This window comes from Planococcus salinus (genome assembly GCF_003719725.1).
Lineage (GTDB): Bacteria > Bacillota > Bacilli > Bacillales_A > Planococcaceae > Planococcus > Planococcus salinus.
The window spans coordinates 167,921-187,349 of sequence record NZ_RIAX01000006.1 but is presented as its reverse complement, the minus strand read 5'-3'; the positions used below and the strand labels follow the sequence as shown (position 1 = coordinate 187,349).

The 19,429-nt window shown below is 47.0% G+C and carries 20 protein-coding genes and 7 tRNA genes; 21 read left to right on the top strand and 6 right to left on the bottom strand.

The features are described 5' to 3' along the window. The first annotated feature begins 42 nt into the window (after positions 1 to 42). The 6 genes from EEX84_RS10280 (at position 43) to EEX84_RS10255 (ending at position 542) form a co-directional block, all read left to right on the top strand. Positions 43 to 116: transfer RNA gene (locus tag EEX84_RS10280), tRNA-Trp, on the top strand. An 18-nt stretch (positions 117 to 134) separates the two neighbouring features. Further along, positions 135 to 210: transfer RNA gene (locus EEX84_RS10275), tRNA-His, on the top strand. A 9-nt stretch (positions 211 to 219) separates the two neighbouring features. Continuing rightward, positions 220 to 291 (top strand) — tRNA-Gln (locus EEX84_RS10270). Positions 292 to 296: 5 nt separating this feature from the next. Continuing rightward, positions 297 to 371, top strand: a tRNA-Gly gene (locus EEX84_RS10265). 6 nt (positions 372 to 377) lie between these two features. Next, positions 378 to 451, top strand: a tRNA-Cys gene (locus tag EEX84_RS10260). A gap of 9 nt (positions 452 to 460) precedes the next feature. Then, positions 461 to 542, top strand: a tRNA-Leu gene (locus EEX84_RS10255). A gap of 75 nt (positions 543 to 617) precedes the next feature. On the opposite strand, the gene EEX84_RS10250 is transcribed toward EEX84_RS10255, so the two are convergent. Continuing rightward, on the bottom strand, positions 618 to 1,592 hold the full coding sequence (locus tag EEX84_RS10250) for an ATP-binding protein (RefSeq protein WP_123165539.1): 975 nt from the start codon (positions 1,590 to 1,592) through the stop codon (positions 618 to 620). 158 nt (positions 1,593 to 1,750) lie between these two features. Here EEX84_RS10250 and EEX84_RS10245 point away from each other — a divergent pair. Further along, positions 1,751 to 1,832: transfer RNA gene (locus EEX84_RS10245), tRNA-Leu, on the top strand. Between the two features lie 279 nt (positions 1,833 to 2,111). Beyond that, positions 2,112 to 3,164 (top strand): C45 family autoproteolytic acyltransferase/hydrolase, encoded by a 1,053-nt coding sequence (locus tag EEX84_RS10240; RefSeq protein ID WP_123165538.1) that lies wholly within the window; start codon positions 2,112 to 2,114, stop codon positions 3,162 to 3,164. A 44-nt stretch (positions 3,165 to 3,208) separates the two neighbouring features. On the opposite strand, the gene EEX84_RS10235 is transcribed toward EEX84_RS10240, so the two are convergent. Next, positions 3,209 to 4,255 carry a C45 family autoproteolytic acyltransferase/hydrolase gene (locus EEX84_RS10235; protein ID WP_123165537.1) on the bottom strand — a complete coding sequence of 349 codons (1,047 nt, stop codon included), beginning with the start codon at positions 4,253 to 4,255 and terminating at the stop codon, positions 3,209 to 3,211. 94 nt (positions 4,256 to 4,349) lie between these two features. Continuing rightward, positions 4,350 to 5,012, bottom strand: coding sequence for a B3/B4 domain-containing protein (locus EEX84_RS10230; RefSeq protein WP_123165536.1), 663 nt, complete (start codon positions 5,010 to 5,012; stop codon positions 4,350 to 4,352). Positions 5,013 to 5,080: 68 nt separating this feature from the next. Here EEX84_RS10230 and queG point away from each other — a divergent pair, with 68 nt between their 5' ends. The 4 genes from queG (at position 5,081) to EEX84_RS10210 (ending at position 8,308) form a co-directional block, all read left to right on the top strand. Beyond that, a complete protein-coding gene (gene queG, locus EEX84_RS10225) occupies positions 5,081 to 6,226 on the top strand; it encodes a tRNA epoxyqueuosine(34) reductase QueG (RefSeq protein ID WP_123165535.1) in 1,146 nt (381 codons plus the stop codon). A gap of 9 nt (positions 6,227 to 6,235) precedes the next feature. Beyond that, a complete protein-coding gene (trmL, locus tag EEX84_RS10220; protein ID WP_123165554.1) occupies positions 6,236 to 6,709 on the top strand; it encodes a tRNA (uridine(34)/cytosine(34)/5-carboxymethylaminomethyluridine(34)-2'-O)-methyltransferase TrmL in 474 nt (157 codons plus the stop codon). Positions 6,710 to 7,066: 357 nt separating this feature from the next. Further along, entirely contained in the window at positions 7,067 to 7,369 is a 303-nt protein-coding gene (locus EEX84_RS10215; RefSeq protein ID WP_123165553.1) for a hypothetical protein, read from the top strand. 105 nt (positions 7,370 to 7,474) lie between these two features. Next, positions 7,475 to 8,308: an aldo/keto reductase gene (locus EEX84_RS10210; RefSeq protein ID WP_123165552.1), complete on the top strand. Its 834-nt coding sequence runs from the start codon at positions 7,475 to 7,477 to the stop codon at positions 8,306 to 8,308. 35 nt (positions 8,309 to 8,343) lie between these two features. Here the strand turns inward: EEX84_RS10210 and EEX84_RS10205 are convergent, their stop codons facing one another. From EEX84_RS10205 to EEX84_RS10195, 3 genes are read right to left on the bottom strand one after another with little or no spacing between them, the layout of a single operon-like run. Further along, complete coding sequence (locus EEX84_RS10205) at positions 8,344 to 9,189, bottom strand: RluA family pseudouridine synthase (RefSeq protein WP_123165534.1); 846 nt, start codon at positions 9,187 to 9,189, stop codon at positions 8,344 to 8,346. A gap of 54 nt (positions 9,190 to 9,243) precedes the next feature. Beyond that, positions 9,244 to 9,714 (bottom strand): thioredoxin family protein, encoded by a 471-nt coding sequence (locus tag EEX84_RS10200; RefSeq protein ID WP_123165533.1) that lies wholly within the window; start codon positions 9,712 to 9,714, stop codon positions 9,244 to 9,246. A 1-nt stretch (position 9,715) separates the two neighbouring features. Beyond that, a complete protein-coding gene (locus EEX84_RS10195; RefSeq protein ID WP_123165532.1) occupies positions 9,716 to 10,141 on the bottom strand; it encodes a disulfide oxidoreductase in 426 nt (141 codons plus the stop codon). A 131-nt stretch (positions 10,142 to 10,272) separates the two neighbouring features. Here EEX84_RS10195 and EEX84_RS10190 point away from each other — a divergent pair, with 131 nt between their 5' ends. From EEX84_RS10190 to ehuA, 9 genes are all read left to right on the top strand, one after another. Further along, the gene (locus tag EEX84_RS10190; protein ID WP_123165531.1) at positions 10,273 to 11,817 is read left to right on the top strand and encodes a carbon-nitrogen hydrolase family protein; all 1,545 of its coding nucleotides are present in this window, start codon (positions 10,273 to 10,275) and stop codon (positions 11,815 to 11,817) included. A 144-nt stretch (positions 11,818 to 11,961) separates the two neighbouring features. After that, positions 11,962 to 13,662: a phospho-sugar mutase gene (locus tag EEX84_RS10185; protein ID WP_123165530.1), complete on the top strand. Its 1,701-nt coding sequence runs from the start codon at positions 11,962 to 11,964 to the stop codon at positions 13,660 to 13,662. Positions 13,663 to 13,767: 105 nt separating this feature from the next. Further along, positions 13,768 to 14,877, top strand: a complete 1,110-nt coding sequence (locus tag EEX84_RS10180) for a GAF domain-containing sensor histidine kinase (protein ID WP_123165529.1) — start codon at positions 13,768 to 13,770, stop codon at positions 14,875 to 14,877. Positions 14,878 to 14,895: 18 nt separating this feature from the next. Next, positions 14,896 to 15,531 carry a response regulator gene (locus tag EEX84_RS10175; protein ID WP_123165528.1) on the top strand — a complete coding sequence of 212 codons (636 nt, stop codon included), beginning with the start codon at positions 14,896 to 14,898 and terminating at the stop codon, positions 15,529 to 15,531. A gap of 156 nt (positions 15,532 to 15,687) precedes the next feature. Further along, the gene (locus EEX84_RS10170) at positions 15,688 to 15,948 is read left to right on the top strand and encodes a hypothetical protein (protein ID WP_123165527.1); all 261 of its coding nucleotides are present in this window, start codon (positions 15,688 to 15,690) and stop codon (positions 15,946 to 15,948) included. Between the two features lie 275 nt (positions 15,949 to 16,223). Beyond that, entirely contained in the window at positions 16,224 to 17,114 is an 891-nt protein-coding gene (ehuB, locus tag EEX84_RS10165; protein ID WP_123165526.1) for an ectoine/hydroxyectoine ABC transporter substrate-binding protein EhuB, read from the top strand. A 95-nt stretch (positions 17,115 to 17,209) separates the two neighbouring features. Further along, a complete protein-coding gene (gene ehuC, locus EEX84_RS10160; RefSeq protein ID WP_123165525.1) occupies positions 17,210 to 17,866 on the top strand; it encodes an ectoine/hydroxyectoine ABC transporter permease subunit EhuC in 657 nt (218 codons plus the stop codon). Continuing rightward, the gene (gene ehuD, locus EEX84_RS10155) at positions 17,866 to 18,582 is read left to right on the top strand and encodes an ectoine/hydroxyectoine ABC transporter permease subunit EhuD (RefSeq protein ID WP_192892949.1); all 717 of its coding nucleotides are present in this window, start codon (positions 17,866 to 17,868) and stop codon (positions 18,580 to 18,582) included. The genes ehuC and ehuD overlap by 1 nt, the downstream gene beginning before the upstream one ends. Further along, the gene (ehuA, locus tag EEX84_RS10150) at positions 18,579 to 19,355 is read left to right on the top strand and encodes an ectoine/hydroxyectoine ABC transporter ATP-binding protein EhuA (RefSeq protein WP_123165524.1); all 777 of its coding nucleotides are present in this window, start codon (positions 18,579 to 18,581) and stop codon (positions 19,353 to 19,355) included. The genes ehuD and ehuA overlap by 4 nt, the downstream gene beginning before the upstream one ends. Positions 19,356 to 19,429 lie beyond the last annotated feature (74 nt).

Genomic DNA, 19,429 nt, shown 5'->3' with positions numbered 1-19,429 from the left:
TCGGGTTCGGCAGTTCGAATCTGCCCCCCACCACCAGTTCTTAGGGGCATAGTTTAACGGTAGAACAGAGGTCTCCAAAACCTCCGATGTGGGTTCGATTCCTACTGCCCCTGCCAATTTTAATTTTCATAGTGGCGGTCGTGGCGAAGTGGTTAACGCATCGGATTGTGATTCCGACACTCGGGGGTTCAATTCCCCTCGTCCGCCCCATCTTATTATTGGGGTATAGCCAAGCGGTAAGGCAACGGGTTTTGATCCCGTCATGCCCTGGTTCGAATCCAGGTACCCCAGCTTTTGCGGAAGTAGTTCAGTGGTAGAACGCCACCTTGCCAAGGTGGAGGTCGCGGGTTCGACCCCCGTCTTCCGCTCCAATATCTGGCGGCATAGCCAAGTGGTAAGGCATGGGTCTGCAACACCCTTATCACCGGTTCAAATCCGGTTGCCGCCTCCATTAAATTATGCCGGTGTGGCGGAATTGGCAGACGCGCACGACTCAAAATCGTGTTCCTTCGGGAGTGTCGGTTCGACCCCGACCACCGGTATCATCAAAAGAGCCTGCCTGCTCTTTATAACCCCTCAGCTTGGAAATTTCCGAGCTGAGGGGTTTTTATTTTTGTTTACTCACTCAAAAACCCCCAGAAATTAACCAGCCGTTCATAATTAGCGGTGCCGATTCGGCGTTTAACCTTACCGCGTTTCATTTGACGGCCGATTATGTGTTCATCGATAAGGAGCAGTATATCCCAGGTAAGCGGTTCGGGAATACGGAGAGAAGAAAGAATCGGGTAAGCCATGTACGTGCTTGCGTGTTCAAAACCGTAAAAATTATCTTCTTCCATCGGCCTGTTTTTTCGTACATAGGCTTTGCCAATTTGATGCAGTAGAATGGTCCAAGCCATTACTTCTTGATCGTGAGGAGTGGGAGCAGCACTCACCATTTTTTTATATGCCTGATATGTGTTTAAGTTAGCAGCTGACATAAGAGAAGAAGAATCTTTAATAAGCCACAGAAAGGGTTTGGTATCTTCGAATAAATTATAAAGTTCCATCCATTCATTGAAGCTCAAGTTTCCTTCCATAAGACGCCCTCTTATAATTTGACTGTGTTGTTTTGTCTCGGGTGGTTGGTTCCAGGTGTGGTCTGTGATTATTGAACACTCATCGAAATTCTCGTCTTTTCTTGGGAATTGAAAAGCACGAATATATCGATCGAGTATATATGGCGGTACCCGCTGCCAACTTTCACGGGCGTTGTTGCGTTCTTTTAGCAAATCGTAGGGTGTGATGAAAATAATTGCTTCCACGTGAACATGAAGTTCCTTTATCCGATTGATGAAACTTTTCCGTTTTTGGGAGGCCAGGTTTGTGGCGTCGTAAATTACGTTTTTTCCGTCCTTAAGGCAAGTAAGGGTTTTCAGAAATAATTCCTGAAAAACTTCCTGGTGATTAATCGGTTGATCTTTCGGGTATTTGGCGTAGGCGATTTCATCGGAAGATAAATGAACCCAATTCGAATCGGTGTGAACCAGGCGTCGGGCATAAGTTGTTTTACCGCTGGCTGGAAGTCCAATCAGCATTTTCAGAGAAGGCATCAAATCATCCTTTTTATGTAAGAATACCAATTATGGGTGTTCACTGAAATGTTTTTGCCCTGGGCCGAGTATATAAGCAAAAGAAGCTTTATACAAATAACGATTGAACTGCAGCAGCATGCATGTTATAATTTTTATTGTCTCTTAGAGATACATTTGCCGGTGTGGCGGAATTGGCAGACGCGCACGACTCAAAATCGTGTTCCTTCTGGAGTGTCGGTTCGACCCCGACCACCGGTATACCCATCGCAACACCAAGCGATTCAGTACGAATGGAGAGGCCCTGACAATTATGTCAGGGCCTTTTTCTGATTTTAAAGTTGCTTGGAATTGAGTGTAGGGAAGAGAGGAGCAAAACAGATAACACCCTTCATCATTTTAAGAATTGGATGGCTTTGGAGGCAGTTGACTGTCGTTTTGGCATGCTATTGATATAATTGAGTAGAAAGGGGAGAGGTGTGTATATGTGCGCTCTTCTCAACTACATTCCGAGCAAGCCGTTCGAGTAGGGAGGAATATATGAAACAAATACATAGCAATATACTGGAATTTCGGGGAAGTCATTATGATTTTGGGTTCAGACAAGGAGAGCATTTGAAGGAGTCCATCACTCTGGAAAATCGTCGAAGACAGTGGAAAGCGAAAAGGCCAAGGTTTGAAATTGATGTGGCAGAGACAAGAGAGGCTTTTTTACGGTTTGCTCCAGGGATATGGGATGAATTGGTTGGCTTGCAGGAAAGCCTGGAATTGCCGATGGCAGAGGTGCTGCGCGATTTTGGGGGCTACCGGATTGATGCGATGCCATCAGGTTGTTCCATTGTGACGGGAAATGATTTTTTGGTGAGGAATTATGATTTCCATCCGCAAACCTATGAAGGAAGATATGTACTGTTTCAGCCGGATAATCAGGGCTATGCGATGATTGGGCCAACATCACGGATTACAGGGCGCATGGACGGAATGAATGAAAAAGGGCTGGCAATGGGCTACAACTTCACTCACCGGAAAAAACCGGGGGATGGCTTTGTCTGTTATATGATCGGCCGCATTATTTTGGAAACTTGTGCGACTGTAGAAGAGGCTGTGTCCTTATTAAAGGAAATTCCGCATCGCGGCTCATTCAGTTATGTAATGTTGGATGAAAGCGGGAAGACAAAAGTGGTGGAAGCGAGTCCAAGAGCGGTCGATATCCGTGACGCAAGTGTCTGCACCAACCACTTTGAGATCCAGCAGCATGAGAACCGGAACTATCTGAAAGATTCTTATGAACGGCTAACTGCCATTGAACGTCAGAAAGACCAGACCGATGACGTGTTCAAAACGTTCCGTTTGTTGAACGACACAGAAAAAGGTGTTTTCTCTAAACTTTATAAAAGCTGGGCAGGGACGATTCATACTTCTGCTTATATGCCAAAAGATAAGCAAGTATTGTTTGCCTTAGGTGGAGATGTAGAGCCACATGTTTTCGATTTTGGCAGCTGGTTGCAGGGAGGCCAACTGGCAATAGACAAGATCCACGGGGAAGTGGAAACAGAAATCGGTTTTGCCCATATGGAGAAAAGCTATGTGTAAGAATGTGAAAAGGCGCCCACTTTTTTGAAGTGAGCGCCTTTTTATTATACTTCTGCCATATGAACGAAAGGAAGTTTCGTGTCGATTTTTCCGTTAATTCGTTTAGCGTACAACCGGTTGCCCTGCAGCCATTGATGAAAGTCGAGCATCAGGGGAAGACGGTCAGGTCCGATGGCAAAACCGACTTCCAGGCTGTGTGGAAAATAAGAAGCTGTATGCAATGTTCCTGAGGCCGTGCTGTATTTGGTGGAAAAGACGCCTTGATCTGAATCATTCAGCAAGCGGAATGCACTGTAGGCGTCTGTCAGGCTTTGCCCCTGCAGCTGCATGGTTTGTTCCCGCCGTTTTGAATCATCTGTCTGATAGCGGTTTTCTTCTGTCAGCAGTTCGAAATGATTGGTGGAGACATTTGCTTCACGCATCACGACAGAGCGCGGAGAAGCTTCGACCACCACTGATTTTCCGCTGCGGTCCAGCAGCACGTAACTGAAAGAACGACGATGCGGCAGCTCTTTCAGCAGTTCGATGGCTTCGTCGATAGTTGCGCAGTTTTCCAGGACCAGACGGCCGATCATGTTGCAGATAAATCCGTCTTCGGAATTTCTGCGGTTGATGAAGTTATAGCCCATCACCAGCCCTTTTTCGTTTAAGCCGTCTGTACGACCGGTGATTTGCATGGTTGGTCCAATGGTGGCATAGCCGCCGTCTGTTGGCTGATACAACGCAAAACGTCCTTCATAGCCTTCAGGAGAGCTGTCATAATTGCGGACCATGAAGTTGGATTGTGTAAAGATAGAACAACCGCTTCGTGTGTATTCCATATAATAGCCACCGAATTCGCGGATGGCGTCATGCATTTTCCATCCCAACGAATCAGCAAGACCGTTTATTTCATCCCAAACGCGCGGAGCGAATGATGTGAGCATTTGCTGTGCTTCAGCTTCATTAATCATTAACTGACGGCTGGTTGCACTTCGCTGTTTTCGGCGATTTGGAAGAATGTATGATTGCTTCAGAAGTTCGCCTTGCATAAAACCGAAATCGTAATGGGTTCCACGGAATTGTACGATGTCGCTGTGTACTTTTTTCACTTAATGATCCCTCTTTTATCTCGAAGTAACAAAAGTTTACTCCATCAGAAGAAAAATGAAAAAGAATATGCCTGCATTCCGCAAGGCACATTCTTTACACCACCAGGATTTCAGCGTCTCCTCCATGGATGCCGGTGAACATATTGGAAGCTGCAGTCAACAGCTGCAAAGCATTGTCTCTGTCCATCGAGGGACGCAAATAGAAAATATGCAGGGCATTGACGGTGTCTTCAGTTACGGATGTCCGTTTGGAGTCGACATACGGACTGCCGAATGCGCCTTGTCTGTCTTTCGAAACCAGAATGTTCGTTAATGTGTTGAGTCGATTGTTGAGGCCTTCGAATTGATCGCGATCGGTACCGAGCGTGATTTCGACATCACCGTCAATTTTATCGGCGTCGTACAAGCCGAGAGGGATTTCATATTGCAGTGAAAGAAAATTGTTCATATCAACGCCCGAATGAACAGGTGTCAGGTAGTTTTGTTTGCGGATCCTGCGGAACAGGGCTTCTGCGGCCGGACGGTAACGGTTCGGATCAGCGCCCAATGCTTTCCAGGCAAGCTTCCATTCCAGCAGACCAGGAAAGTCGGTCAACTCTTTCTCATCCAGGTCAAAATACAGTTGTTCCTGAAAAAGCTGCAAGCGGCCTTTTAACATTTGAGGTGATTCGGAAACGGTGATATTGTTATAATGAATGATTCCTGCTTTAAAGTCAGGAAGGATTTCGGTTATAGTTGAATCGACAGAGATTTCCACGGCAATCTTCCTTTCAACTGGATTCTTTATCATCATCGTATCATAAAATAGAGTAAGGGGTTATCAGCATGAATCTTGATCAATTTCAAAAAGAACTCGTTGCTTATGCCTCGGAAATCGGAATTGATAAAATCGGTTTTGCTTCAGCGGAACCTTTTTATAATTTAAAGCATCAGCTGATCCGTCAGCAGCAATTAAACTACCAGTCGGGTTTCGAAGAACCGGATGTTGAAAAGCGGACGCGCCCCGAGCTTTTGCTGAATGAAGCGGTGAGCATCATCGCGATTGCGATTGCGTACCCTTCGAAGATGAAAGATGCTCCGCAGGGCGTGCGTGGGGCAAGGCGCGGCATTTTTTCCCGGTCGTCATGGGGCAGGGATTACCATGCAGCTTTAAAAGAGCGGCTGACTTTGCTGGAGGCTTTTATTGCGGCCCATTATCCGGAGGCCCGCATGCGGTCCATGGTGGACACCGGGGAGTTGTCTGACCGGGCAGTTGCAGAGCGGGCGGGCATTGGCTGGAGTGCCAAAAATACAAACATCATTACACCGGAATTCGGGTCTTATGTTTACTTGGGTGAGATGATCACCAATATTCCATTCCAGCCGGATGAGCCGATGGAAGATCAATGCGGCGACTGCCGGTTGTGCATCGATACTTGTCCGACAGGGGCAATTGTCGAAGGCGGACAACTAAACGCCCAGCGCTGCATTTCGTTTTTGACACAGACGAAAGGCTTTTTGCCGGATGAGTTCCGCGATAAAATCGGCAACCGGCTGTATGGTTGTGATACGTGTCAGACGGTGTGTCCGAAAAACAAGCGCAAAGCAAATCGGATCCATCCGGAATTCGAACCGGATCCGGAAATTGCCAAGCCTTTGCTGGAACCGCTGTTGAAGATTTCGAACCGTGAATTCAAAGGAAAATTCGGTTATGTTTCAGGCTCCTGGAGAGGCAAAAAACCGATTCAGCGGAACGCAATTTTGGCGTTGGCCCATTTCAAGGAAGCCGATGCAGTGCCGGCATTGATCGATCTATTACAGAGCGATGAGCGCCCAGTGATTCGCGGGACGGCTGCCTGGGCGTTAGGCAAGATTGGAACCATTGAGGGGCTGGAGTCTTTGCGGGAAGTTGAAAAAACGGAGAAAGACGAAGAAGTACAGGAAGAAATTCAAAAAGGATTGGCATTTTTTGCCGAAGGATTGAAAGGATAAGTGAACGATTTGGCCATACACATTGTTTTGTATCAACCGCTGATTCCAGCGAATACAGGAAATATCGCACGTTCCTGTGCGGGAACCGGCGTGAAACTGCATTTGATCCGTCCGCTCGGTTTTTCGACGGATGATAAAATGCTGAAGCGGGCTGGGCTCGACTATTGGGAGCATGTCGATATCGCGTATTACGACGGCCTGCAGGAGCTGTTTGACCGTTTTCCGGCAGGGGAATTTTATTATATTACCAAGTTCGGTGAGAAAGCGCATAGTTCCTTCGATTTTTCGGACCGGGAAAAAGATCATTTCTTTGTGTTTGGAAGGGAAACGACGGGTTTGCCGGACGAATTGATCGAACAGAACCTGGACCGCTGCCTGCGGATTCCGATGAATGAGCATATCCGTTCACTCAACTTGTCCAATACAGCAGCCATTTTAATGTATGAAGCCCTGCGGCAGCAGGATTATCCTGGATTGGGATAAAAAACGTTTTAGCATAATAAAAAAGGACAGCGGATTCCGCTGTCCTTTTGCATTATTTTCTTTCAGAAGTGCCGGGTTTGTCATCGTATCCGCCTGTTAAAATAGCAGCCAGGAATGCTACGCAAACACCGAGGATAAGGATTAAGTTCATGTAATACGACCTCCTTGTAATTTGCAACTGTGTTTAGTATAGCGTATATTCGGGAAAAATGAAATATAGCTGCGAACTGGAATTATGGAGAATTTCTGTACAATGCGGTTGACGGCTGAAACGTTTTCAATTAAAACGAAACCAATGCGTTTTTCATTCGTATAAAGTAAGTAAGAGAAGGAAGAGGAGGGTATTCCAATATGAAGATGAAAGTATCTGCGGCGTTATTGTGGATTACAGGTCTTGCTGAAGCATTTCTGGCCATTCCGTTTATCGGCGGTGGTTTTGTCCTCAGCACCGGTTATGGCGTGCTGGGTGTCATGTTCGTGCTTCATGCCGTTACATTGTTCTTTTGTTTCCGGGAATTTTCACCGAAATCCGGTCCGATCTTAGGGCTTATCACCAGTTTGCTCGCTTGGATTCCATTGGTCGGATGGGCGTTGCATTTGATTACAGCCATTGTCCTGTTTGTCAACGCTTATGTAGCTGGTCGAACAAGAGCCATTTAAAAACCGCCAAAGTGGCGGTTTTTTTCATTTCATGAGCAAAATAATGTGGCAGTCGAATTTTTTTCCAATTATTTGTACAATAGAGTAAAAGAAAGGGTGAAAGCAATGGAACTAACCATCAATTCAACCAAAACCTTACATAATGGAGTGGAAATGCCGCGCTTCGGTCTTGGCGTTTTCAAAATGACTGATAAAGAAGTGGCGGTACAGGCAATGTTGGCGGCCATAAAAGAGGGATACCCTGCCATCGATACAGCCGCTATTTATGACAATGAACGGGAAGTAGGTGAAGCGGTGCGCGCTTCCGGTGTCAAACGGGAAGACTTGTTCATCACTTCGAAAGTATGGAACACTGACCAGGGCTACGACAACACACTGCGGGCTTTTGAAGCAACGCTGGAGCGTCTGGGTTTCGATTATTTGGATTTGTATTTGACGCACTGGGCGATGCCGGATACCTATGAGGAAACGTATCGTGCTCTTCAGCGCCTGTACGACGAAAAACTGGTCCGGGCGATCGGAGTCTCGAACCATCACCAGCATCATTTGGAAAAGATTTTGGCGACTGCCCATACCAAACCGATGGTCAATCAAATTGAACTTCATCCGCAATTGACACAGGAGCCATTGCGCAAGTTCTGCGCCGAACAGGACATTGCGGTCACGTCTTGGTCGCCGCTCGCCCGTGCACGATTAATGGAAGACCCTGTATTGGCGAAGATCGGAGAAGCGCACGGCAAGACAATTGCACAAGTGGTTATCCGCTGGCATCTGCAAAGCGATTTGATTGTGATCCCTAAATCGGTGACACCGTCCCGCATCGCGGAAAATGCTGACGTTTATGACTTTACGTTATCACAGGAAGAAATGAAGCAGATTGACGGCCTCAATCAGGATTGGCGTACAGGAACCGATCCGGATAAAATTCATTTAAGATAAAAAGAAGTTCCCCGCGCGACTGGGGAACTTCTTTTTTATCGTGCGGTATCTTCCACGACAATTTTCTCGCCGGTGAATGGGTGGATGAATGACATCCGGAAAGCGTGAAGATGATAGGCGCCGTCCTGTGTCGGCGGTCCTTCATACAGCTCGTCGCCAATGACAGGGTGACCGATATGGGACAGATGAGCGCGGATCTGATGGGTCCGTCCGGTTTCCAAGGTCAGATGAAGCAATGTCTTGCCTTCCATCTGCTTTACGGTTTTGTAATGTGTCACGGCGCTTTGGCCGCTTGGCGACACACGACGGCGCGTCGGGTGATGACGGTCACGCCCGAGCGGGAAGTCGATGGTACCGGATTTGTTATGGACTTTTCCTTTGACGACCGCTTCGTAGTCGCGTATGAGCTGTTTTTGCTCAAGCATGCGATCGAGGACATTTTTGGCCACAGGATGTTTGGCCACCATCAATAAGCCGGAAGTTCCCTGGTCGAGCCGGTGGACGTGCTCACCGTAGGAGCCGCCGTTTCGGACGATGTGGCCGATCACCGCATTGATGAATGTATCATTCTGTCCGACTTCATTTGGGTGTGTTGCCATGCCTTTCGGTTTTCTGGCGATGATCAGATGATCATCTTCAAACAGCACCGGAAGCTCGGTTTCATGGTCCGGTTCATAAGGAGATTTTGCGGGCGGTAAGTCGAACCACAGTACAGTGCCTTTAGGCAATGGTTCTTTCCACTGTACTTCCTGAAAGCGCTCGTCTTTCACGCTTTTGGCCATGCGCAATTCGTGCACCACTTTTTTTCCCAGTCCCCATTCCGTTCTCAGTAATTCTTCGACAGTCATGCCATCGTCTTTGATTTCATAATTCCAGCTCATTTTCATTCCTCCATGTAAAAAGGCCATGCGCTCCGCACATGACCTTTCTGTTTTCTATTTTAAAACGACTTGATTGAAAAACTCTTCAATGTTTTCTTTCGGCTGTGCCCCGACCCAACGGGCCACTTCTTCCCCGTCTTCATAATGGACGAGTGTCGGTGTCGCTTCGATGAAGTAATCCTGCCATCCCTGCTCGTATTCCAATAGGTTATACTGCAGCACTTCGACATCCATGTCTTCGGCCACCGGCATCAGAACAGGAGTGGTTTGCTGGCAATACTGGCAAGTCGGACTGAAGAAGTAAACCGTTGTCGGTTCACCGCTTTCAATTTGTTCATTCACTTCATCCGGCACTGCGATGTTCTGGTAATTTTCATCGTCGAGAAGGTCAATCGTCGGCTGTTCAAGATTCTCTTTATCGTATGGGTTGTCGGCCATCTTTTCGTCATTGGCCTGGTTTGTCAAAAAGACAATCAACCCGAAAATCACCAACACCGCCAAACCGATAATCATCATTTTTTTCAATTTATTGTTCCTCCTTTAATGACTTCCATAAAAAAATACTCATTCCGGCGATCGCTGTAAAAGCAATGAGCGCTAAAAATGGAATTGTGATAAATCCGAAATAATTGATGTATTCACCGGTGCAGGGGACTTGCCCGCACGATGGAGCTGCTTCAGACAGAAACGCCAATTTCTGTATACCGTAATGATACAGTGATACCAAGCCGCCAATGCCTGAAAAAATCAAGGTGGTGGCAGCGACGCGGGTATTTTTCTGAGCGTAAGCGACACCGATGATGATGACGAGCGGATACATGAAAATGCGTTGAATCCAGCACAGTTCACAAGGGACATATCCGCGTACTTCAGAAAAATATAACGAGCCGAGTGTAGCTATGACGGCCACAGTCCACATAGCGAGTAAAACATTTTCCTGACGCTTTGTCATGGAGACAGTCCTCATTTCTAAAATTACTTCACTGAAATTATAATTCTACTATACTCACAAGTAAAATAATATCAACCCGGGGCACTATACTATATAATAAAGTTTGAAACTTTTGTGAAGGAGTGGCCGCAGTGGCAGAACAATTCGATTTATCCAATTTCGAAAAAAGCATGATTATCAGAGAAACAACATATGCAGATATAGATGCCATCATGGAAATGCAGCATTTGTGCTTTCCGGGGATGGAGCCGTGGAAAGAAGAACAGTTGAGGAGTCATTTGGGGGTGTTCCCACAAGGGCAGATGGTAGCTGAACTGGACGGCAAAGTGATTGGCTCCTGCTCCAGTGTCGTCATCAATTTCGATGAATACGACGACCGCCATACGTGGGACGATGTAACGGACGGAGGGTATATCACAAACCATAATCCCGACGGCTATAATTTATATGGCATCGAAGTGATGGTGCACCCGGAATACCGCCGTATGCAAGTGGGGCAGCGGCTCTACGAAGCGCGCAAAGAACTGGCACGGGAATTGAATTTAAAATCAATTATTATCGGGGGACGAATCCCGAATTACCATAAACATGCCGATGAAATGTCTCCAAGGGAATATGTCGATGCGGTTTCCCGCCATAAAATTTATGATCCGGTTTTGACATTTCAACTGATGAACGGCTTCCAATTGATGCGCATCAATCCGAATTACCTACGGGATGATAAAGCTTCCGGTAAGTACGCGACGCTGATGGAATGGAACAACGTTGACTACAAACCGGTTTCCAAACGGCATTTCAAAACCAGTTGGCCCGTGCGTATCTGTGTTGTACAGTATTTGATGCGCGCCATTGAATCGTTCGATGATCTGGCCAGCCAGGTCGAGTACTTTGTCGATGTGGCGTCGGATGCCCATTCCGATTTCGTGGTGTTTCCGGAAATCTTCACGACGCAACTGATGTCATTCCTGAATGAGCCTTCGCCGAGCCAGGCAGTTCGGAAATTGACGGAATTCACGCCTCAATACATCGAGTTGTTTACCGATTTGGCGGTGCGCTATAATGTCAATATCATCGGCGGTTCGCACTTCGTCAAAGAAGAAGACGATGAAATTTACAATATCGCCTATTTATTCCGCCGGGACGGTTCGATTGACAAGCAGTATAAAATCCATATCACACCGAACGAACGGAAATGGTGGGGGATTTCTGCCGGGGATTCGGTCCGCGTATTTGATACCGATTGCGGAAAGATCGCCATCCAAATCTGTTATGATATCGAATTTCCGGAACTTGCCCGCATTGCGACGGATATGGGTGCCAATATCATCTTCTCGCCGTTTTGTACGGAAGACCGGCAAGGTTATTTGCGCGTCCGTTATTGTGCGCAGGCACGGGCGGTCGAAAACCAGATTTATACCGTCATTTCCGGAACCGTCGGCAATCTGCCGCAGACGGAAAATATGGATATCCAATATGCCCAATCCGGGATTTTCGCCCCTTCCGATTTTGAATTTGCCCGTGACGGAATCGTGGGAGAAACAAATCCGAATCTGGAAATGGTGCTGATCGGGGATGTGGATCTTGAAATTCTCCGTCGTCAGCGTCAGGATGGTACGGTCAAGCAATTAAAAGATCGCCGGCATGACGTTTACCGCGTTGAATACAAGAAAGATTGAAAAGGGACTGCTTCTGAAAAGAAGCAGTTTTTTTTCGTAATTTTTGGTAAACTGAAGATAAATAGGAAACTCACTCAGTGGGGTTTCATTCATAAAAGAAAGAACTTACTGCCGCTAAAGCGGGATAAAACTGGAGGGATGAATATGACATGGCGTGAAAGACTGAAAAAATGGATAGAACATGAACAGCTTGATGAAAAGACGAGACAATCTTTGGATCTCCTGAAAGAAGATGAGAAATCTGCTGAAGATGCATTTTACCAGGATTTGGTATTTGGTACAGGAGGCATGCGCGGGGAAATCGGCCCCGGCACAAACCGCATGAATATCTACACGGTCCGAAAAGCTTCTCAGGGCATCGCGAATTACATAAAAGAACAAGGCGAAGAAGCGATGGCGCGTGGCATTGCCATCGCCTACGACAGCCGCAGAATGTCACCGGAGTTTGCTCTTGAAGCGGCGCGCACCTATGCAGCCAATGGCATCCATACGTATTTGTACAGTGGTCCGCGGACAACGCCTCAATTGTCATTCAGTGTCCGTTATTTAAATGCTTTCATGGGAGTGGTCATCACAGCCAGCCATAACCCTCCAGAATACAATGGATATAAAGTATACGGGGAAGACGGCTCCCAACTGAATCTGGAAGACGCCGATCGTGTCATTGACTACGTCAGCAAAGTCGAAGACGAATTGAACATCGTTAATGATAAGTATGCAGAAGGTCTCCTCGTGACTCTTGATGAGCAGTTGGACAAAGCATATATTGCCAATGCATTGACTGTCCAGGAACAATCCGCAAGCCCGATCCAGGCGGTCTTTACTCCGCTGCATGGTGCTTCCGGTCAGACGGTCCAGCGGTTATTGGAAGAGGCGGGGTATGACAATATTACATACGTGGCAGAACAGATGGAGCCGGACGGGGAATTTCCGACGGTCAAATCGCCGAACCCGGAAGAAGCTTCCGCTTTTGAGATTGCCAAGCGATACGGCCAGGAAAGTGGAGCGGACCTGTTGATCGCCGTGGACCCAGACGGCGATCGCGTCGGCATAGCAGTATGGAGTGGCGAACACTACGAGTTGCTGAGCGGCAACCAGACCGGCGCCATTTTGATTGAGTACCTGCTTAACCAAAAACAGCGCAAAGACCAGCTGCCTGACAACGGCCGTATCTTTAAGACCATCGTCACGTCCGAATTTGGACGGGTGATTGCTGATTCATATGGCGTCGGCTGTGAAGATGTCCTGACGGGCTTTAAATTCATCGGCGAAAAATTGAAAATCAATGACAGCGAGAAAAAGTTCGAATTCTTGTTCGGCTATGAGGAAAGCTATGGATACCTGATCAGGGATTTCGCGCGTGACAAAGACGCCGTCCAAACGGTGTTGCTGCTGGTGGAAGCAGCTGCCTATTACAAAACTCAAGGAAAGAATCTGCATGATGTGCTGATTGAGTTATATGAACGGTATGGATGGTATCGTGAATCGCTTGTTTCTGTCACCAAAAAAGGTGTCGACGGAGCCAGAGAAATCAATGCATTGCTGGAAGGGTTGCGAAAAGAGCCTCTGAAAAACATTGCCGGCGTGCCAGTCGTATCGATTGAGGATTATGAAACGCAAAGCCGGATTTTTGTCGATTTGGAAACCGATGAAAAATTGGAACTACCGCAGTCGAATGTCATCAAATATTTTTTGAAAGATGGATCATGGGTATGCGTGCGGCCAAGTGGAACGGAACCGAAAGTGAAATATTATTTTGGAGTATTCGCTGATTCCGAGCAGCAAAGCGATGAGAAACTGGAACTGGTGAAGCAATCTTTTTTGGACGAAATGAATAACCGGTAAAGCAACAGCTCCCTGAGAAGGGAGCTTTTTCATTCAAAAGTACGAAGCGAATGAATGTGCTGGCGAGGTAGGATAGAAGTAGGAAGCAAAGAGGTGAGAAAGAGGATGGATGAGCAATCGAATGTCACATTACTGAAGGAAATCGCTGAACTGCTCAACGAAGAAACCGATATGGCTCGCATGCTGGATGGTGCTGTGCGCAAATTATTGGCTGGCTCGAAATTTGAAACAGCCTGGATATTTTTTATAAACGACAAAGGCAAGCACCAGTTGGTGGCACACGCGAATTTGCCGCAAGCGTTGCAGGACAATGATTGCAAGCACCTGCAAAAGGGCGGCTGCTGGTGCGTATCCCGTTATCGTAACGGGGAATTGAAAAAAGCATCGAATATCATTGCCTGTCAGCGCATTGAAAGTGCTATTTCTACAAAAGCGGGAGATCATGGCGGCATTATCCATCATGCTACCGTGCCGCTTCAGTCAGGAGAGGAGAAGTTCGGACTGTTGAATATCGCTGCCCGGGACACGATTCGCTTTTCCACAGATGAATTGGCTTTGCTGGAATCCGTCGCTTTCCAAATCGGCTCTGCGATCAAACGGATCGGACTGACAAAGCAGGAACAGGAGCTGGCGCTTGTTAAAGAACGCAACCGTTTGGCCCGCGATTTGCATGACTCGGTCAACCAGTTATTGTTTTCTGTCACTTTGACCGCACGGGGCGGCGTAGAAATGGCGAAAGATGAAGAAGTCCGGGAAACGTTCAGCGGCATTCAGCACCTGACGCAAGAGGCGTTGAACGAGATGAGGGCGCTCATATGGCAGTTGCGCCCAAAAGGCCTGGAGAGCGGTTTGTTGGAAGCAGTGAAAGGATATGCCGATATGCTCGGCCTGTCTTTGGAAACAAAAGTGACGGGCGTGATCCAATTACCGTCCAGAATAGAAGAAACCTTATTCCGCATTTCCCAGGAAGCACTGAACAATGTCCGGAAACATGCAGGAGTCAGCAACGTTCAATTGTTTTTATCCGTCACTTCTTCTGATGTCCTGCTGGTGATAAAAGACGAAGGACGCGGGTTTGCGATTGACGAAAAGCGTTATGTCCCTTCAATTGGCATTCAAAGCATTAATGATCGTGCCAGGTCGGAAGGCGGCAGCGTCGATTGGTCGAGCGAAATTGGAAAAGGCACGGAAATTCTGGTAAGGATTCCGTATTAACTAGGGAGTGGTGAAAACATGAAAGTACTGATTGCTGACGATCACCATGTAGTAAGGCGCGGCTTGCTGTTTTTCCTGAAAACGCAAAAGGATATTGAAGTGGTGGGAGAAGCAGTGAATGGAAAAGAAGCGGTTGAAATGGCGGGTACGCTGCAGCCGGATATCATATTAATGGATTTGGTAATGCCGATAATGGATGGCATACAGGCAACCGAGCATATCAAACAGCGCTTTCCTGATATCATTGTTCTGATGCTGACGAGTTTCTCGGACCGTGACCATGTAGTTCCAGCCATTGAAGCGGGAGCAGCCGGTTATCAGCTAAAGGATATCGAGCCTGACGAGTTGGTCGAATCGCTTCGTGGATTGATGAGGGGCGAGAATATGCTCCATCCCAAAGCGACATCCCAATTGATGAAAGAACCGGAGCAGCCGGCCCCGCATACGGTGAACTTGTTGACGCCACGTGAACAGGAAGTGCTTGCTGAGCTGACAAAAGGGAAAAGCAACCGGGAAATTGCTTCCGCTTTATTTGTGACGGAAAAGACGGTTAAGACGCATATTTCCAATATTTTCACCAAGCTGGAAGTCCAGGATCGCACACAAGCGGCACTTTACGCTGTCAAGCACGGCCTAACCGGGACGAATCAATGAAAAAAAGGTGCATATTTTTTTATGCACCTTTTTTTCGTTTGAGAGAGGATTTTCAGTTTCCTGTTAATTTCAGAGCAATTGGGGTAAAGAAAAGTAAGGTAATGAAAAAAGATATATTTTGAAGTCGAGGATAATGGATGGGAAGGAGGAAGTACGATGACTCAATCTAAATGGTTGAAAGTCGGAGCTGCTTTGTTTTTATCGATGGGTATGCTCGCAGCGTGCGGAGACGGTGATGATGACGACATTGAATTTGAAGCGCCGAATCTTGATACTGATGTGGGAGAAGATGAGAACGAAGCTCCTGAAGTAGATGATTCAGATGATGCAACCGATACAGAAGTCGATCAGGAAGGCGATGATGAGACCGAAACTGACGAAGAGCTGGAAGAAGACATGGGCGGCTCTGGCTCATAAAACGGCCTTCACTATCAATAAATAACTTTCAAAACCTTTTACTGTTTTCAACGGTAAAAGGTTTTTTGTTTCAGTTCTATATTATGAAGAAAACGGGCTGTTTACTTTTGGAATTTACCCGTGTTTCGGAAAGAAAATAGAACCGGATATTTGATAAAAATTTCAAGTATTCGTTCTTCCTGTCAAAGAAATATGATACGATAATGATAAACAAAGAGAATATTCTAAAAATACAGTTATTTTAGTATTCTCTTAAAAAGGAGGAGAGAAGGCGAATGAAAAACGTGTACAAAATACTGTTCGGTTCAATGACTGTATTCATGCTGGCAGCGTGCGGTGGTGACAACGGTGGAGGCGACAGCGGCGGAGAAAGTGGAAGCGGCAGCACACTGGAAACGATTCAGGAAGAAGGGGTGGTGACCGTCGGTTTTGCTAATGAACGTCCTTATGCCTACCAGGAAAGCGACGGGACGATTACCGGACAATCAGTAGAAATTGCCCGAGCTATTTTCGAAGAAATGGGCGTGCAAGAGCTGGAAGGTTCTGTAGTTGGTTTTGATTCCTTGATCAGCGGATTGAATTCCCGGAACTTTGACGCGGTTACAGCAGGTATGTATATTACCCCTGAACGTTGTGCCAACGCGGCGTTTGCTGAGCCGGAATATCAAATTGGAATCGGCATTGCAACACAGGCAGGCAACCCTCATGACATTAACAGCTACGAAGATATCGCCAATAACCCTGATCTTACAGTGGCGGTCATGTCAGGTGCCATCGAACGTGATTATATGCTTGCCAATGGCGTAGCGGAAGATCAGATCCAGCAGGTCAATGATATTTCAGCGGTTATCACGGCGCTTGACACCGGACGTGTCGATGCAATTACGATGACTGATTTGACATTGCAGACAGCGATGCAGGATCAGGAAACAGAAAATATTGAAATTGTGGAGAATGTGGAACAGCCGATTGTCGACGGAGAAGAAGTCATCGGATACGGCGCGGCGGTTTTCCATCCGGATGATACGGAGTTACTGGAACGCTACAACGAAATACTGGCTGAATTTAAGGAGTCCGGGAGATTACTGGAGCTGATGGAACCATTTGGATTTACGGAAGCGAATTTGCCTGGGGACGTCACTGCTGCAGAGCTTTGTGAAGGATAATTTCCCTTCAGGTAAATAACGGATGATCCATCTTCAGGCACTCTTACCGGGTGCCTGATTTTTCCGCTGAAGTAGCGTGAAAAGGAGTGATGACATTGAGTCTGATTGAAATAGTGGAGGTCTTGATGAGGGGGGCCACAGTCACTGTCAGTTTGCTGCTGGCATCAGGTGCGCTTGCTTTTATCCTGGCTTTTATCGCGGGGCTGTCGCGGGTGTCGGAAAACAAGGCCGTGCGGGTCCTCACAATGATTTATGTGGAATTCTTCAGAGGGACTTCATTGCTTGTCCAGTTGTTTTGGATATTCTTTGTGCTTCCCCAATTATTCGATATCCGTCTGGATCCTTTCACAGCAGGTGTTGTCACACTTGGGCTGAATTATGCCGCCTACGCTTCCGAGATTGTCAGAGGTGCGATTCTTGCCGTGCCGGATGGGCAGACGGAAGCGGCCATCGCATTGAATATGTCAAAGTTCCAGCGGATGCGTTATATTATTTTGCCACAGGCGCTGAGGACGATGCTTCCGGGCTTTGGAAACATATCCATCGAATTATTGAAAGGTACTTCCCTCGTGTCGCTGATCACATTGCAGGACATGATGTATCTTGCCCAAAATTTACGGGCGGCTGACTACAGTCAAAGCCTGCAGGTTTTCGGAATCCTGCTGATTCTCTATTTTGTCCTTGCCTTGCCGCTTATCGTATTGTCGCGATATTTGGAAAGACGGGCATCGAGAGGGGTGGCTAGTGCCTGATGGAGATTTTTAACTGGTCATACGCCGCAGAAGTTTTTCCGACTATTTTCAGAGCGATGTTCGTGACACTGGGCATTACACTGGCATCGTTTGCAGTAGCACTTGTTTTGGGACTTATCCTTACCTTGTTAAGAAGGTCACCGGTTAAAATCATCGCGTACCTGACATATGGATTCATTGAATTCGTTCGAGGAACGCCGGTCCTTGTGCAATTGTTTTTTGTCTACTTTGCCTGGCCGCTGGTGCCGGTCATCGGTTTTGAAATGTCGGCAATGACAGCGGGCATCTCAACACTCGGCATCCATTACAGCACGTATTTATCTGAAATCTACCGGTCGGGTATCGAATCGGTGGATCAGGGGCAATGGGAAGCAAGCCGTGCACTCAATTTCAGTAAAGCAAAGACGTGGACAAAAATCATTTTGCCGCAGGCTGTACCGCCGGTCATTCCGATGCTCGGAAATTACTTGATCGTCTTATTTAAAGAAACACCCTTATTAATGGCCATTTCGGTCAATGAAATGCTGATGACTGCGCGGAATTTGGGCTCACAGGTATTTTCATTTGTGGAAGTGTATACGATCGTCGGTTTGTTGTTCTTGTTGTTGAGCTATCCTTCTTCTCTTTTTGTCGGTTATATGGAAAGGCGCATGAACACCCGTTATATGCGTAAAGCGAAAGTCCAAAAAATGAAAAAAGAGGATGTGATTTCATGACGGGCAAACCGATTGTACAATTTAAAAATGTAAAAAAATCTTTTGGAGATCTGGAGGTGCTGAAAGGTTTCGATTTGGATATTATGCCGGGAGAAAAAGTCTCTATTATTGGACCCAGCGGTTCCGGGAAAACGACCATTATCCGAATGCTGATGACCCTTGAAAAACCGACAGGCGGCGAGATTATTGTTGACGGTGAAAATTTATGGCATATGGAAGTGAACGGCAAACTGGTCGAAGCGAATGAAAAGCATTTGCGCAAAATCCGAGGCAATATCGGAATGGTTTTTCAGCATTTTAATTTATTTCCTCATATGACCATCATGCGGAATTGCACAGAAGCTCCTGTACAGGTGCTGGGCCTCAGTAAAAAAGAAGCGGAGCAGCGTGCCGTTCAAATGCTGAAAAAAGTCGGTTTGGCAGACAAAGTCAATAATTACCCGTTCCAGCTGTCAGGTGGGCAGAAGCAGCGTGTCGCCATCGCCCGGGCATTGGTCATGCAGCCGAAAGTGATGTTGTTTGACGAAGTGACATCAGCGCTTGATCCCGAGCTTGTCGGCGAAGTGCTCCAGGTGATTAAGGACCTTGCCGAGCAAGGGGACATGTCGATGATTTTGATCACTCACGAAATGGACTTCGCCATGGAGATCTCCGACCGGGTGGCTTTTTTCGCAGACGGTTTATTAATGGAAGAAGGTCCGCCGCAAGAGTTGTTCAACAATCCGAAAAGCGACCGCTTAAAGAGCTTTTTGCAGCGTTTCAGCAGAGTATAATATCCAGTACCAAGGAGAAGGCCGAGATAGCTCGGTCTTTTTGCATATGCGGAAAGTTAGGCGAAAGGAAGGAG

Bases quoted from the DNA above. Each gene is read 5' to 3' on its own strand.
- EEX84_RS10250 (WP_123165539.1), bottom strand. From the start codon at position 1,592: ATGCCTTCTCTGAAAATGCTGATTGGACTTCCAGCCAGCGGTAAAACA.
- EEX84_RS10240 (WP_123165538.1), top strand. From the start codon at position 2,112: ATGAAACAAATACATAGCAATATACTGGAATTTCGGGGAAGTCATTAT.
- queG (WP_123165535.1), top strand. From the start codon at position 5,081: ATGAATCTTGATCAATTTCAAAAAGAACTCGTTGCTTATGCCTCGGAA.
- EEX84_RS10215 (WP_123165553.1), top strand. From the start codon at position 7,067: ATGAAAGTATCTGCGGCGTTATTGTGGATTACAGGTCTTGCTGAAGCA.
- EEX84_RS10210 (WP_123165552.1), top strand. From the start codon at position 7,475: ATGGAACTAACCATCAATTCAACCAAAACCTTACATAATGGAGTGGAA.
- EEX84_RS10205 (WP_123165534.1), bottom strand. From the start codon at position 9,189: ATGAGCTGGAATTATGAAATCAAAGACGATGGCATGACTGTCGAAGAA.
- EEX84_RS10195 (WP_123165532.1), bottom strand. From the start codon at position 10,141: ATGACAAAGCGTCAGGAAAATGTTTTACTCGCTATGTGGACTGTGGCC.
- EEX84_RS10185 (WP_123165530.1), top strand. From the start codon at position 11,962: ATGACATGGCGTGAAAGACTGAAAAAATGGATAGAACATGAACAGCTT.
- EEX84_RS10180 (WP_123165529.1), top strand. From the start codon at position 13,768: ATGGATGAGCAATCGAATGTCACATTACTGAAGGAAATCGCTGAACTG.
- EEX84_RS10175 (WP_123165528.1), top strand. From the start codon at position 14,896: ATGAAAGTACTGATTGCTGACGATCACCATGTAGTAAGGCGCGGCTTG.
- EEX84_RS10170 (WP_123165527.1), top strand. From the start codon at position 15,688: ATGACTCAATCTAAATGGTTGAAAGTCGGAGCTGCTTTGTTTTTATCG.
- ehuB (WP_123165526.1), top strand. From the start codon at position 16,224: ATGAAAAACGTGTACAAAATACTGTTCGGTTCAATGACTGTATTCATG.
- ehuD (WP_192892949.1), top strand. From the start codon at position 17,866: ATGGAGATTTTTAACTGGTCATACGCCGCAGAAGTTTTTCCGACTATT.
- ehuA (WP_123165524.1), top strand. From the start codon at position 18,579: ATGACGGGCAAACCGATTGTACAATTTAAAAATGTAAAAAAATCTTTT.